The organism is Micromonospora sonchi (assembly GCF_014646235.1).
Taxonomy (GTDB): domain Bacteria; phylum Actinomycetota; class Actinomycetes; order Mycobacteriales; family Micromonosporaceae; genus Micromonospora; species Micromonospora sonchi.
Genome location: NZ_BMNB01000005.1, coordinates 127,984 through 141,092, shown reverse-complemented (window position 1 = coordinate 141,092; position 13,109 = coordinate 127,984). Strand labels below are relative to the sequence as shown.

General features: G+C 71.8%; 15 protein-coding genes. 8 read left to right on the top strand and 7 right to left on the bottom strand.

The window, feature by feature from the left end; genetic code table 11:
- Nucleotides 1–12 precede the first annotated feature (12 nt).
- Nucleotides 13–423, top strand: coding sequence for a RidA family protein (locus IEY61_RS07535; protein WP_189041896.1), 411 nt, complete (start codon nucleotides 13–15; stop codon nucleotides 421–423).
- Between the two features lie 537 nt (nucleotides 424–960).
- Here IEY61_RS07535 and IEY61_RS07530 read toward each other — a convergent pair.
- A complete protein-coding gene (locus tag IEY61_RS07530) occupies nucleotides 961–1,737 on the bottom strand; it encodes an EI24 domain-containing protein (protein ID WP_229705759.1) in 777 nt (258 codons plus the stop codon).
- Nucleotides 1,738–1,905: 168 nt separating this feature from the next.
- Between IEY61_RS07530 and IEY61_RS07525 the strand changes: the two genes are divergently transcribed.
- The 7 genes from IEY61_RS07525 to IEY61_RS07495 all read left to right on the top strand — a co-directional run bounded on the left by IEY61_RS07525 (nucleotide 1,906) and on the right by IEY61_RS07495 (nucleotide 8,568).
- The gene (locus tag IEY61_RS07525) at nucleotides 1,906–2,814 is read left to right on the top strand and encodes an ABC transporter ATP-binding protein (protein WP_189041892.1); all 909 of its coding nucleotides are present in this window, start codon (nucleotides 1,906–1,908) and stop codon (nucleotides 2,812–2,814) included.
- 11 nt (nucleotides 2,815–2,825) lie between these two features.
- Entirely contained in the window at nucleotides 2,826–3,560 is a 735-nt protein-coding gene (locus IEY61_RS07520; protein ID WP_189041890.1) for an ABC transporter permease, read from the top strand.
- Nucleotides 3,561–3,624: 64 nt separating this feature from the next.
- Complete coding sequence (locus IEY61_RS07515) at nucleotides 3,625–4,206, top strand: IS607 family transposase (protein WP_189041888.1); 582 nt, start codon at nucleotides 3,625–3,627, stop codon at nucleotides 4,204–4,206.
- The gene (tnpB, locus tag IEY61_RS07510) at nucleotides 4,203–5,582 is read left to right on the top strand and encodes an IS607 family element RNA-guided endonuclease TnpB (protein WP_189041886.1); all 1,380 of its coding nucleotides are present in this window, start codon (nucleotides 4,203–4,205) and stop codon (nucleotides 5,580–5,582) included. The genes IEY61_RS07515 and tnpB overlap by 4 nt, the downstream gene beginning before the upstream one ends.
- Nucleotides 5,583–5,596: 14 nt before the next feature.
- Nucleotides 5,597–6,868, top strand: coding sequence for a sensor histidine kinase (locus IEY61_RS07505; protein ID WP_189041883.1), 1,272 nt, complete (start codon nucleotides 5,597–5,599; stop codon nucleotides 6,866–6,868).
- Nucleotides 6,865–7,512 carry a response regulator gene (locus IEY61_RS07500; protein ID WP_189041881.1) on the top strand — a complete coding sequence of 216 codons (648 nt, stop codon included), beginning with the start codon at nucleotides 6,865–6,867 and terminating at the stop codon, nucleotides 7,510–7,512. Before IEY61_RS07505 ends, IEY61_RS07500 begins: the two co-directional genes overlap by 4 nt.
- 75 nt (nucleotides 7,513–7,587) lie before the next feature.
- Entirely contained in the window at nucleotides 7,588–8,568 is a 981-nt protein-coding gene (locus tag IEY61_RS07495) for a helix-turn-helix transcriptional regulator (protein WP_189041879.1), read from the top strand.
- Here the strand turns inward: IEY61_RS07495 and IEY61_RS07490 are convergent.
- The 6 genes from IEY61_RS07490 to IEY61_RS07465 form a co-directional block, all read right to left on the bottom strand.
- Nucleotides 8,559–9,473, bottom strand: a complete 915-nt coding sequence (locus tag IEY61_RS07490; protein WP_189041877.1) for an SDR family oxidoreductase — start codon at nucleotides 9,471–9,473, stop codon at nucleotides 8,559–8,561. The two genes, IEY61_RS07495 and IEY61_RS07490, sit on opposite strands and share 10 nt — an antisense overlap.
- Nucleotides 9,474–9,617: 144 nt before the next feature.
- A complete protein-coding gene (locus IEY61_RS07485; RefSeq protein WP_189041876.1) occupies nucleotides 9,618–10,355 on the bottom strand; it encodes an alanyl-tRNA editing protein in 738 nt (245 codons plus the stop codon).
- An 11-nt stretch (nucleotides 10,356–10,366) separates the two neighbouring features.
- Nucleotides 10,367–11,254 carry an alpha/beta fold hydrolase gene (locus IEY61_RS07480; RefSeq protein ID WP_189041875.1) on the bottom strand — a complete coding sequence of 296 codons (888 nt, stop codon included), beginning with the start codon at nucleotides 11,252–11,254 and terminating at the stop codon, nucleotides 10,367–10,369.
- Nucleotides 11,251–11,565, bottom strand: a complete 315-nt coding sequence (locus IEY61_RS07475) for a DUF2516 family protein (protein ID WP_189041874.1) — start codon at nucleotides 11,563–11,565, stop codon at nucleotides 11,251–11,253. Before IEY61_RS07475 ends, IEY61_RS07480 begins: the two co-directional genes overlap by 4 nt.
- Before the next feature lie 88 nt (nucleotides 11,566–11,653).
- Nucleotides 11,654–12,499, bottom strand: coding sequence for a hypothetical protein (locus tag IEY61_RS07470; RefSeq protein ID WP_229705749.1), 846 nt, complete (start codon nucleotides 12,497–12,499; stop codon nucleotides 11,654–11,656).
- Entirely contained in the window at nucleotides 12,499–13,095 is a 597-nt protein-coding gene (locus IEY61_RS07465; RefSeq protein WP_189041872.1) for a helix-turn-helix domain-containing protein, read from the bottom strand. The genes IEY61_RS07470 and IEY61_RS07465 overlap by 1 nt, the downstream gene beginning before the upstream one ends.
- Nucleotides 13,096–13,109: the final 14 nt, after the last annotated feature.

The window sequence follows — 13,109 nt, the reverse complement described above, 5'->3', positions numbered from 1 at the left end:
AGCCTGCCGTGCATGTCCCATCCGGTACGACTGCCGCACGTTCCCGTGCTCTCCGACGTCGCCGAGTACGCCTACCTGGCCACCGTCGACCCGTCCGCCCGCCTGCTCTTCACCGCTGGCGCCTGCCCGTTGGACGCCGACGGGCAGACGGTCGCCCCAGGCGACTACACCGCCCAGGCCCGGCAGGTGATGGCCAACCTGACGACCGCCCTCGCCGCTGGCAGCGCGACCCTCACCGACGTGGTCAAGACCACGGTGTACGTGGCCTCGTCCCGGCGGGATGACCTGGTCACGGTCTGGGAAGTGGTCCGGGACGCGTTCGGCGACCACGATCCGCCGAGCACCCTGCTCGGAGTGGCCGTGCTGGGCTACGCCGACCAACTCGTCGAGGTCGAGGCGATCGCCACCGTCCCGGCCTCCTGACCCCGTGAGGGGCGACGCGGACGCGCTGCAGTGGCTGCTCTTCGGGCAGGCAGGGGTGCTCAGCTGGGCACGGGCGACCGCCGAGTTGACCCCGGCCAAAGTGCGGCACCTGGTGGCAACCGGACGATGGAGCCGGGTGTGTCGAGGCGTCCTGCGAGCCGGGCCGGCCGACGCGGCGCAGTGGGTGCGTACCGACGAGGAAGCGCAGCAGATTTTCGCCGCCGGCTGCCAGCAGCGCCGAGTGCACCCGACGGAGATCGGGACGCCGCCGGCGAGCATGCGCTGGCTACAGTGCGCGGTATGGGTGCTCTCCGGCCGTGGCACGTCACCACGCTGCTCTGTGTCATCGCGTCCGTCGCGCTTGTCGCCGGCCTGGCCTGGTATTTCGTGAGCAGATCCAACCGCGACCGGTAGCCGCGGCCCGCAGGCACCCGCGCGACGGTCGGAGTCAGCCGGCCGCCGGCACTCGTTCGGCGGTGGCATGGGTGTCGGCGCCGAAGCGCACCAGCCGAGCCTCGGGCAGCCGAGCCTCGGGCGTCAGTCCTCCGTGATCGGTTGGCCGAGCGAGCGGCGGGCCAGCAGGGCGGCGCCAGCCACCGCGGCCGGCATGAGCAGGACGGCCCCGAGCGGGATCAGGAAGCAGACGAAGACCGCCACCCCGAAGCCGAGTGCGGTGGGGCGATCGGCCTTCAGCGCGGCGCGACGGTCCGGCAGCCGCTTGCCCCGTCGGTAGAAGGGTGCGCCCACCAACTCCACGGCGAGCAGCCAGCCGCCCACCGCCGCGCCGATCACCGGGACCACGGTCTGCCCGACCAGCGGGATGAAGCCGGCCACGAAGAGCGGGATGCCGATCAGCACGGCCAGTGCCATCAGGCGGAGCGAGTCGGCGATGCTGCGCCGCAGCGAGGGCCAGAACGGCACCTCGACGGAGTCGGGTGTGCCGCCGTACCGCTCCTCCACCCGTTCGGAGATCTTCTCGTAGAACGGATCGCCGACGACCAGGGTGACGGCGGTGAAGGTGAGCACCATGAGCAGCCCGCCGAGGCCGAGGAAGGCCAGCGCCGCGATCACCCGGACCACGCTTCGGGCCGCCGCCGACCAGTCGTCGGCGAACGGGGTCACCGCGGCCGCCAGGTCACCGACGAAGAACAGCAGGGTGGCGTACGCGGCGAGGAAGAGCGCGCCGGAGATCAGCGCCGGCACCACGCCCAGCAGCATCAGGCCGGGACTGCGCACGTACAGACCGATGCCGCGCAGCAGCAGCGCGGCGCCGCCGGCGAACCGACGGGCCGCGCCCACGGCGGTGCCGGGAATCACGTTCACGCCGTGAAGCCTAAGGCCTGACCGCCGCATCAACCGGTTGGTGGATCACGGGGATCAACCGGCACCATCCAAGATCACCTACGGCTGGTCGATTCGCCGCCGGCGCCGAATCGCGACCCTTGGGAGGTACGCGGAACGCAACGGCGAAAGGCGGGGTTCATGCCGGTCATCGAGGTGACCAACCTGCACAAGCGGTACGGCGAGACCGTGGCGGTGGACGACGTGTCGTTCGACGTCGCGGCCGGCGAGATCTTCGGCGTGCTCGGCCCGAACGGCGCTGGCAAGACCACCACGGTGGAGTGCGTCGCCGGGTTGCGCGTCCCTGACGGGGGCGAGGTGTCGGTCCTCGGGCTCGACCCTCGCCGGGACGCCACCCGGCTACGCCAGTTGGTGGGGGTGCAACTCCAGGAGAGCCAACTGCCCGACCGGCTCCGGGTCGCCGAGGCGCTGGAGATGTACGCCTCCTTCTACCGCGACCCGACCGACCCGGCCCGGCTGATCGACGAGCTGGGCCTCGGCGAGAAGCGGAACACCCCGTACCAGAAGCTCTCCGGCGGCCAGAAGCAGCGGCTCTCCATCGCGCTGGCGCTGGTCGGCAACCCGAAGATCGCCATCCTGGACGAGTTGACCACCGGGCTGGACCCGCAGGCCCGCCGGGACACCTGGGGCCTGATCGAGCGGGTCCGCGAGCGCGGGGTGACCATCCTGCTGGTCACCCACTTCATGGAGGAGGCCGAGCGGCTCTGCGACCGCCTCGCCGTGATCGACAAGGGGCGGGTGGTGGCCCTGGACAGCCCGACCGGGCTGGTTTCGGCCGTGGCGCCGGAGCAGCGGATCCGGTTCCGGCCGTCCGCCCCACTGGACGATCGGCTCCTCGCCGACCTGCCGCAGGTCTCCGCCGTGACCCGCAGCGGCACCCAGGTGGTGGTGACCGGCACCGGCGACGTGCTGCACGCGGTCACCTCGGTCCTCGCCCGTAACCAGATCATCGCCGCCGACCTACGGCTGGAGCAGGCCACGCTCGACGACGCGTTCGTCGAGCTGACCGGGCACCGGCCCGCCGAGTGAGAGGAAGCGACATGCACGCCTTCGGGCAGATCCTCAAAATCGAGACGAGACTGTACCTGCGGGACCTCGCCGCGCCGCTGATCACCATCGTGTTGCCGCTCCTGCTGCTCACGGTGTTCGGAATGATCCCGGCGCTGCGGGAGTCGAATCCGGACTTCGGCGACCGGTCCTTCATCCAGTACTTCGCACCGTCGCTGCTGGTGATCACGCTCGCCATGGCGGCGGTGAACATCCTGCCCACGGTGCTGGCCACCTACCGGGAACGCGGCGTGCTGCGTCGCCTGGCCACCACGCCCGCCAGCCCGGCCGCGCTGCTCGCCGCCCAACTGGTCATCTCGCTCGGCACCATCCTGATCAGTGCCGTACTGCTCATCGTGGTCGGCCGGCTGGCCTTCGACGTGCCGCTGCCCCGGCACCCGCTCGGCTTCGCGCTGGCCCTCGTCCTCGGTACGGCGGCGCTGCTCGCGCTGGGGCTGCTGGTCGCGGCGGTGGCCCCCACGAACAAGTCGGCGCAGGCGATCGCGGTGCCGCTGTTCATGCTGGTCATGTTCTTCGGCGGGGTCTATCTGCCCCGGTTCATGCTGCCGAACTTCCTGGTCCGGATCGGCGACTACACGCCACCCGGCGTGCAGGCGCTGCTCGACGCCTGGACCACGGATGCGCCGCGTCCGCTGCACCTGGCGATAATGGCGGTCATCGCCGTGCTCGCTGGTTCCGCCGCGGCGAAGCTGTTCCGCTGGGAGTGAGCGGGGGCGCCTGCTGCTGGCGTGTCAGCGCTGCTTAGCGCTCTATGGGATGCAGGGTGGTCGGGTGAATTTGAAGGAGTGGGCGGCATCCCAGGGCGTCGCGTATGTGACTGCGCGGCGGCAGTACGCGGCTGGGAAGCTTCCCGTGCCCACGTACCGTCTCGGGCGGCTGATTATGGTCGGAGAGCCATTAGCCGGTTCGGCCCCGACGGTGGGGCAGACGGTGGTGTACGCCTGCGTGTCGTCGGCCGACCAGAGGGCGAATCTTGACCGGCAGGTAGCGCGTGTCACGGTATGGGCGACCGGGCAGGGCGTTCCAGTGGATCGGGTGGTGACCGAGGTCGGGTCCGCGTTCACCGGCCATCGTGAGAGGTTCCTCGCTCTGCTACGTGATCCGACCGTGAGCACGATTGTGGTTGAGCATCGCGGCCGGTTCGCCTGTTCCGGTGCCGAGTACGTTGAAGCTGCGTTGTCGGCGCAGGGCCGCCGGCTGCTGGTGGTGGACCCTGCCGGGGTCGATGACGACCTTGTTCGGGACGTGACGGAGATGTTGACGTCGTTGTGTGCCCGCCGGTACGGCCGGCGTGCCGCCGCGGACCGCGTCCGTCGGGCGGTCGAGGTTGCCTGCGGGGATGACCCGGCGTGAAGGTGATTCAGGCGTATCGCTACGCGTTGGACCTCACGCCGGTGCAGGAGCGGGCGGTGTTGGCCCATGCCGGGGCGGCGCGGGTTGCCCATAACTGGGCGCTGGCCCGGGTGGTGGCGGTGATGAACCAGCGGGCGGCCGAACGCACCTACGGGGTCGCCGACGCCGATCTGACGCCCGCGATCGGCTGGTCGCTGCCCGCGCTGCGCAAGGCGTGGAACGCCGCGAAGGACGAGGCCGCGCCATGGTGGCGGGAATGCTCCAAGGAGGCGTTCAACACCGGCCTGGACGCTCTGGCCCGCGGGTTGAAGAACTGGTCCGACTCCCGCACCGGGAAACGGGCTGGCCGGCCGGTCGGGTTTCCCCGGTTCAAGTCCCGCCGGCGTAGCGTGCCGAGCGTGCGGTTCACCACCGAAACGATGCGGGTGGAGGCGGACCGTAAGCATGTCGTACTGCCGCGGCTGGGTCGGTTGAAGCTGCACGAGTCGGCGCGGAAGCTGGCCCGCCGCCTTGACAACTCCACCGCCCGGATCATGTCCGCCACGCTGCGACGTGACGGCGGACGGTGGCAGGTGGCGTTCTGCGTCGAGGTGGACCGGGCCGACCGGGCGCCAGAGTGCCCTGGCTCGGTGGTGGGTGTGGATGTCGGCGTCACGCACCTGGCGGTGTTGTCCACCGGTGAACTGGTCGACAACCCGCGTCACCTGAGCGCCGCCCAGGCCCGGCTGCGGCGTCTGGGACGGGCATTGTCCCGCAAGACCGGCCCTGACCGGCGTACCAGGCAGCGTCCATCGCAGCGGTGGGCCCGGGCATCGGCTCGCCTGGGCCGCGCGCATGCCCGGGTGAGCAATCTGCGTCGTGACGGCCTGCACAAGCTCACCACCCGCCTCGCCCGCACCCACGGCACGATCGTGGTCGAAGACTTGAATGTGGCCGGGATGCTGCGCAACCGCAGGCTGGCCCGGCACATCGCCGACGCCGGCTTCGGTGAGCTTCGCCGACAGTTGGCGTACAAGACGCAATGGAACGGTGGCCGGCTGGTCGTGGCCGACCGCTGGTACCCCTCCAGCAAGACCTGCTCAGGCTGCGGCGCGGTGAAAACCAAGCTGCCCCTGTCCGAGCGCACCTACACCTGCACCACCTGCAGCATCATCCTCGACCGCGATCTCAACGCCGCACGCAACCTCGCTGCCCTGGCGGCCGAGGTGGACACCGCCGGGAGTGGCCCGGTGGCCGGACGTGGAGCCAACCGTAAGACCCGCGTACGCGGGCTGGTGGCTACGAAGCGTCAACCCGGCACGGCGACCGCCGATCAGACCGGGACCGTCCCACCGCAAGGTAGGACTACCGATCACATGCTCACTAGAGCGCACTGAAAGGTAACGGTCCGATGACCAGCACTGCCGAGCAGGTCGACCGGCTGGCCGCCTGGGAAAACCGGGAGTCGATCCTCTACCGGCTGCTGCCGTACGTCGGATTGGCCGTCGGGATGCTGCTCACCGCCGTCGCGCCGACCCCCGCCGGCTTCTCGGTGCTCCCCGATCCGGTGCTGGCCGCGCTCGCCGCGGCCTGGATCGCCTGGTTCGTGAACCTGCACCCCGCCTGGGTGAAGCGGCGCAAGCTGATGGGGATCTACTACATCGGGCTGATCGGGTTGGCCGGTCTGCTGGTGCTGGACAGCCCCTGGTACGCCTTCTTCGCCTGGGTCGGGTTCGTGCACGCGTTCGTCGCGCTGCACGGGCGGTGGCGGTTCGTCGGGGTGGCGGCCACCGGCGTCCTGGTCGGCACCGGGCAGAGCGGCGGTCTGCCGTCGTCGCTCGGGCACTGGCTGCTCTGGTCGGTGCTCGTACTGTTCAACGCGGGCCTGGCCGGCGTGGTCAGCTGGTTCGGCACGGTCACGGAGCGGCAGAACGCCAACCGCAAGCTGCTGGTCGAGGAGCTGGCCGAGACGAACCGCCGGCTCGCCGAGACGATGCGGGAGAACGAGGGGCTGCACGCCCAGCTGCTCACCCAGGCCCGGGAGGCCGGGGTGACCGACGAGCGGCAGCGGATGGCGCGGGAGATCCACGACACCCTCGCCCAGGGCCTCACCGGCATCATCACCCAGTTGGAGGCCGCCGGGCAGGCCCGGGACCGGCGCGCCGACTGGCAACGCCACGTCGACACGGCGGTCGCACTGGCCCGGGAGAGCCTCACCGAGGCCCGCCGCTCGGTGCGGGCGGTCCGGCCCGAGGCGCTGGAGGCGGCCCGGCTGCCCGAGGCGCTCGCCGAGCTGGCGCGACGCTGGTCGACGATCAACGAGGTACGCGCCGACGTCAACGTGACCGGCGACGCCCACCCGCTGCACCCGGAGGTCGAGGTGACCCTGCTGCGCGCCGCCCAGGAGGCGCTGGCCAACGTGGCCCGGCACGCCGAGGCGTCGCGGGTCGGCCTGACCCTGTCGTACATGGGGGACGTGGTGACCCTGGACGTCCGGGACGACGGCGTGGGTTTCCCCGTCACCGACGTACCCGCCGTCCGCCGCGCCGACGGCGGGTACGGGCTGACCGTGATGCGGCAGCGGGTGGCGCGGGTCGGTGGCGAGCTGGCCGTGGAGAGCGAGCCGGGCGGCGGCACCGCCGTGTCGGCGTCCGTACCGGCGCTCGCCGGAGGTGCCCGTTGACCAGCCCGATCCGGTTGCTGATCGTGGACGACCACCCGGTGGTCCGCGACGGCCTGCGTGGCATGTTCACCGGCGACCCCGGGTTCGAGGTGGTCGGCGAGGCCGGGGACGGGGCCGAGGCGCTGGCGGTGGCCGCGAACACCGGTCCCGACGTGGTGCTGATGGACCTGCGCATGCCGGGAATGGACGGGGTGACCGCGATCGGTCGGCTGGTCGCGTCGGGCAGTCCGGTGAAGGTGCTGGTGCTGACCACGTACGACACGGACGCGGACGTGCTGCCGGCGATCGAGGCCGGCGCTACCGGCTACCTGCTCAAGGACACGCCCCGCGACGAACTGGTCCGGGCGGTGCGGGCCGCCGCCCGGGGCGAGTCGGTGCTGGCGCCGAGCGTGGCCGGCCTACTGATGGGGCGCCTGCGATCACCCGGACCGGCCGAGGAGCCGCTGAGCCAGCGCGAGCTGGAGGTGCTCACGCTGGTCGCGAAGGGTGCCTCGAACCGGGAGGCCGCCGCCCGGCTGTTCATCAGCGAGGCCACCGTGAAGACCCACCTTCTGCACGTCTACGCCAAGCTCGGGGTCAACGACCGGGCGGCGGCGGTGGCCACCGCGTACGACCGGGGCCTGCTCACCCCCGGCGGCAAGTAGGTGGCGGCTTGTTAATAGGGGGCCCTTCCTATACCGGAGGCGTTAAGAAGGGGCCCTTCCTTACACAATGGGCGGGTGCGTGCCTCGCGGTTGATCTCGTTGCTGCTGCTGTTGCAGGCGCGGGAGGTGATGACCGCCGCCGAGCTGGCGCGCGAACTGGAGGTCTCGGAGAGGACGGTCTACCGGGACGTCGTGGCGCTTTCCGCCGCCGGGGTGCCGGTCTACGCCGACCGGGGGCGGGCCGGCGGCTACCGGCTGCTCGGCGGCTACCGGACCCGGCTGACCGGGATGACCCGGGACGAGGCGGAGGCGCTCTTCCTCGCCGGGCTGCCCGGCCCGGCCGGTGACATGGGGCTGGCCAACGCGGTCGCGGCGGCGGAACTGAAGCTGCTCGCGGCGTTGCCGCCGAGCCTGCGCGACGCCCCCGTCCGCACCGGCCAACGGTTCCACCTGGACGTGCCGGGCTGGTACCGCCGGAGCGCACCGCCGCCGTGGCTGGCCGAGCTGGCCGGCGCGGTCTGGCGGGACCAGGTGGTGACGCTGCGGTACCGGCGCGGCGAGCGGGAGGTCACCCGGCGGGCCCGCCCATACGGCCTGGTCCTCAAGAGCGGGATCTGGTATCTCGTCGGCCGGGTCGGCGAGGAGCTGCGGACCTACCGGGTGGACCGGGTCACCGCGGTCGAGCAGCACGAGGAGACCTTCGACCGGGAGCCGGGCTTCGACCTGGCCGGGTACTGGCGGGAGCAGGCCGAGTCGTTCCTGCGGGGCATGCTGCGGGCCGAGGTGGGACTCCGGTTGAGCCCCGTCGGCCTGCGCCGGCTGAAGCATCTGACCGACATCCCCTTCGGGTACGCCGAAGCAGTCGCCGCCGCCGGCGAACCCGACGGGCAGGGCTGGGTGACCACCCGGCTGCCCGTCGAATCCGTCGACGTGGCGTACACCCAACTGCTCGGGCTGGGCCCCGAGGTGGAGGTGCTCGACCCACCTGAGCTGCGGATTCGCATGGCCGAGGCGGCAGCCCGGACCGCCACGCTCTATCTGGACGATCAGCGGTAGCCGGTGACGTCGGCGGGCTTGCCGGCGTCGACCACCTCGGTGAGATAGCGGTACGCGACCGGCTGGCTGCCGTCGACGTCGGTGAAGCCGTACACCTTGGCCAGTTCTCCGGCGGAGACCGACTGACCGCTCCACCGGGCCCGGTCTTCGTCGGCCGCCAGGGCGGCGACCGCCCGCCCGACGAACGCCGGGGTCTCCGAGATGAGGAAGTGTGAGTCCTTCGCCGCACCGTCGCGCCAGTTGGCCTCGGTCACGCCGAAGTGCTCCAGCATCGCCTCGGAGCGCAGCCAGCCCGGAGTGAGCGCGACCGCGGTGCCGTCGTACGGCTTCAGTTCGTGTGCCCAGCTGAAGGCGAGCCGATTCACCGAGGTCTTGGCCAGGTCGTAGAAGACCGAGAGACGGTAGTTCTTCTCGTTGTACGCCTTCGTGCCGTCACCGATCTCCACCACCAGGCCACCCGGCCGGCGGATCAGCAGCGGCAGCGCGAAGTGGCTGGTGATCACGTGGGTGTCGACCGCCAGCCGCAGCGCCCGGAAGCCGGCGTCCAGGGGCTGCTCCCAGACCGGCTTCTCCCACGTGATCAGCGGGTCGGCCCCCCACACGTCGTTGACCAGCACGTCGAGCCGGCCCTGCTCGGCGTCGATCCGGTCGACCAGTGCCCGTACCTCGTCGGGGATGAGGTGGTCCACCCGGACCGCGATGCCGGTGCCGCCGGCCTCGGTCACCAGCTCGGCGGTCTCCTCGATGGTCTCCGGCCGGTCCAGCTCCGAGCGGCCGGCCCGGCTGCTGCGCCCGGTGGCGTACACGGTGGCGCCCGCAGCGCCGAGTTGCACGGCGATCTGCCGGCCGGCGCCCCGGGTCGCCCCGGCGACCAGCGCCACTTTTCCGATCAGCGATTTCGTCATGGTCACCACGCTGCCAGCAAAACCTGACAGCCGAAGTCAGGTTTCCCGGCGCAGGTCGTCCCGCTGCCGGTCGGGCTGTTGCGGCCGGGTGGACGGCGACGGCCGTGGTGGCCCGCTGGCCAGCTACCGGCCGAGGACCGGAGCTCAGTCGGCGAGGCGGATCCGGACGCGACGGTTGGCCCGGCCCTTGCTCTCCACCTTGACCACCCGCACCTTGCCGATCTGCGCGGTCGACGCCACGTGCGTGCCCCCGTCGGCCTGCACGTCCAGCCCGACGATGTCGACGATGCGCACCTCCCGCTCGTCGGGCGGAATCAGGTTCGACTGAGTACGGATGATGTCCGGCAGGGCCAACGCCTCCTCGCGCGGCAGCACCCGCGTCGCGACGGCCCGGTCGGCAGCCACCTCAGCGTTGACCAACTCCTCGATCCGGGCCTTGAAGTCCGCCGGCACCTCGGGCAGGTTGAAATCCATCCGAGCCTCGCCGGGTTCCATGTTGCCGCCGGTGACCAGCGCGCCGAAGTCACGGAACACCACTCCGCAGAGCACGTGCAACCCGGAGTGCGTACGCATCAGCCGGCTACGCCGCTCGTCCTCCACGGCGCCGACGACGATGGTGCCGGCCGGCGGCAGCGGGTCACCCTCGGCGGGGATCAGCCACAGGTCGTCGGCCTTGCGGGTGCCCACGATGCGGGTCTGCACCCCCTGCCAGAGCAGTACGCCATGGTCCGGCGGCTGTCCACCGCCGCCGGGATAGAAGGCCGATCGGTCCAGCACGATGCCCTGCTCAAGATCGCTGTGCAGGACCGTGCACTCCCACTCACGCAGGCTGGGATCGGCCAGATCGAGACGGTGCGTACGGCCATGGTGTGTGACGCCCATGACAGCGCAGGCTACCCGTTCAGGAACTCGGAAATCCGCCCCCGCAGGTCGGCGCGTTCCGTCCACAGCATCCCGGGGCGGGCGTACCGGTGCAGGGTGGCCCGGGGCAGCACGTTCGCGAGCTGCTCGGCGACCTCGACCGGGTGCACCTCGTCCCCCTCAACTGCGATGACCAGGGCCGGCACGGTGACCGCGGCCAGGCCCCCGGCGTCGGAGAGCGGCACCTGCCCAGGCAGGTCGGCCAGCCCGGGGGCGAGCCCGTCGCGCAGCAGATGATCGAGGCGCTGCCGAAGGTAGGCCCACCCCGCCGGCGTGTTGCGTACGGCCGGTGGCAGCTCGGCCGCGACGACCTCGGCCACCGCCGAGGCGTCCCCGCTCTCCACCGCCGACAGCAACTCGTCCAGCCCCGCCCGGGCGACCGGGGCCCGAGGCTGATCGAGGGCGGCGGGCAGGAAGAAGACGAGCCGCTCGAAGCGCTCCGGGCTCTCGACGAGCAGGCGGCACAGCGCGCCCGCGCCGAGGCTGGCCCCGAAAGCGCGGGTCGCGCCGCTGAGGTCCGCGACTGCCCGCAGGTCCCGCGCGAGGTCGAGATAGCTCCACCGGCCCTCGGGCGCCTCCGAACGGCCATGGCCGCGAAACTGGAAGAAGACCTTCCGACCGGTGACGCCGCTGCCGAAGGGTCGGGTGGTGGCGATGCCGTTGCCCAACCCGTGGGCGAACACGGTGACCGGCTCGCCGGTGCCGGTGACCAGCCGCTCCAGTCGTACGCCGTGCGGCGTGGCGACCAGCTCGGTCTCCGGCTCGGGTAGCGCGGGCCTCCCGTTGCGCGGACCGCCCGGACCGGGACCCCAGGTCCGTGGGCCACCGTCCGGCGGTGGAGGCCAGCGGAAGGATCTCACCAGGATCCTCTACCGTCACCCAGTTCGCGCAGCCCGACCCGGACGTCGAGCAGGTAGATGAGCGCCGCGGCAATGCCGATCAGGCCGAAGATGCTGAGCGTCGTCTTGGTGAGCAGGGTCAACAGGAGGGTGACCGCGAGGATCGCGATCCACCCGCCCTTCGGCAGGGTGCCGATGGCAGGGAAGGCGTCGGAGCGCTGCGTGATGGCGTGCACGAGGGCGACCCCCTGCACGATCAACGCGAAGACGAACAGGATCAGGTCGATCACGAGGCGGATGTCGAAGGCGAAGATCGGCGCGGCGTTGGCCATGACGGCAAGCTTATGCCGGCGACCTCGGATCCGTCCGACAGGACGGTCACCGGGGTCGCCGGCAGCTCAGCGCGATCGCCTGGCCATGTCACTCGGCGGCCGGGCGACTCCGCCTGGTGGCCGGGGGCAGCTTCGCCGACGGCGTGGCGGTCCGCTTGGCGGCCGGCTGCCGGGTGGTCGCCTTGGCCCGGGCGGCCTTCTTGGCGGCGGACGGCTTGGCCTCGGCGATCTCGGCCACCTCGGCCGGACTCGGCACGTCGGCGGCCGACTTGCCCGCGGTCGCGGCGGTCGCGGCCGGCTCGGCGGTCGCGGCGGTCGGGGCCGGCTCGGCGGTCGCGGCGGTCGGGGCCGTCTCGGCGGTCGCGGCGGTCGGGGCCGTCTCGGCGGCGTCTTCCACCGTGGCCTCGGTGGCTTCGATGTCGGCGTTCACCGTCTCGGCGGCGTCGAGCACGCCCGTGCCGACCACCCGCTCGCCCCGCGCGACCAGCGCACCGTACGCGGCCAGCGCTCGCTCCTGGGCGGCATGGGCGCCGGCGACGACCACGGCCGCGTTGCGGGTGGCCAGGGCCCGCAACCGATCCAGGTCGGCGGCCTCACGCAGCTTCGTGAAATCGGCGGCCTCGCGCAGCCGGTTGACGTCGGCGGCCTCGCGCAGCTTGGTGAGATCGGCGGCCGGGGCGGCCTTCTGGCGCAGCGACTCGGTGGTCAGGTTGGCGTTGCGCAGCGCGTCGTTGGCCTTCTGGCGCAGCTCGAAGCCGGTGACCACGGCCTTGCCACCGAGGTCGTTGACGACCCGGCCGCCGTCGGCGACGACTCGGTCGCGCAACTCGCTGACCACGGCGGGCAGCTTGCGCAGCTGCTCGAGTGCCAGCTCACCGGCACCGGCGGCGGCGTAGATCGGGGCGGGAATGCGCTTGGTCTTCGGCTCGGTCATCACTTCTCCTCCTGGGCCGTCGCGGCGGCCTTGCGGACCACCTTGCGGGCGGCCTTCCTGGCAGGGGTGGCGGTCGGCGCTGGGGCCGCGCCCGCCTCGGTCACGGCAACCGACTCGAGCACGGCCTCGGTCGGGGTGCCTTGCACGGTGGTGGGCCCGGTCGCAGCCAGGTTGGCCACGTCGGACGCAGCGCCCTCGGGAACAGCGGCGTCCTCGGGGGCGGTGGTGGCAGCGGCGGCGGTCGCCTCGGCGAGCCGGGCGTTCTCCCGACGGAACGTCTCGTAGATCTGGGTGAGGGACTGTTTCTGGGCCATGGTCAGGTCCGGGTCGACCGCGATGGCCGCCAGCACGCCCTGGCCCTCCTTGTCGTCGAGCAACCCGGCCCGCAGATACATCGCCGGGGTGGAGACCCGCAGCGCGCTGGCGAGTTGCTGCAGGACCTCCGCGCTGGGCCGGCGCAGGCCACGCTCGATCTGACTGAGATAGGGATTGCTGACCCCCGCCTGCTCGGCGAGCTGCCGCAGCGAAATCTTCGCGTTCCGCCGCAGGTCACGAATGAACCCGCCGACGTCGGGAAGGTCTTTGGGAGTGGCCATGACCCAACGCTAGC

Coding starts and splice junctions, on each gene's coding strand:
- IEY61_RS07535 (WP_189041896.1), top strand. CDS start 13: ATGTCCCATCCGGTACGACTGCCGCACGTTCCCGTGCTCTCCGACGTC.
- IEY61_RS07475 (WP_189041874.1), bottom strand. CDS start 11,565: ATGGCCAACGCCGCGCCGATCTTCGCCTTCGACATCCGCCTCGTGATC.
- IEY61_RS07520 (WP_189041890.1), top strand. CDS start 2,826: ATGCACGCCTTCGGGCAGATCCTCAAAATCGAGACGAGACTGTACCTG.
- IEY61_RS07525 (WP_189041892.1), top strand. CDS start 1,906: ATGCCGGTCATCGAGGTGACCAACCTGCACAAGCGGTACGGCGAGACC.
- IEY61_RS07465 (WP_189041872.1), bottom strand. CDS start 13,095: ATGGCCACTCCCAAAGACCTTCCCGACGTCGGCGGGTTCATTCGTGAC.
- IEY61_RS07470 (WP_229705749.1), bottom strand. CDS start 12,499: ATGACCGAGCCGAAGACCAAGCGCATTCCCGCCCCGATCTACGCCGCC.
- IEY61_RS07490 (WP_189041877.1), bottom strand. CDS start 9,473: ATGACGAAATCGCTGATCGGAAAAGTGGCGCTGGTCGCCGGGGCGACC.
- IEY61_RS07505 (WP_189041883.1), top strand. CDS start 5,597: ATGACCAGCACTGCCGAGCAGGTCGACCGGCTGGCCGCCTGGGAAAAC.
- IEY61_RS07485 (WP_189041876.1), bottom strand. CDS start 10,355: ATGGGCGTCACACACCATGGCCGTACGCACCGTCTCGATCTGGCCGAT.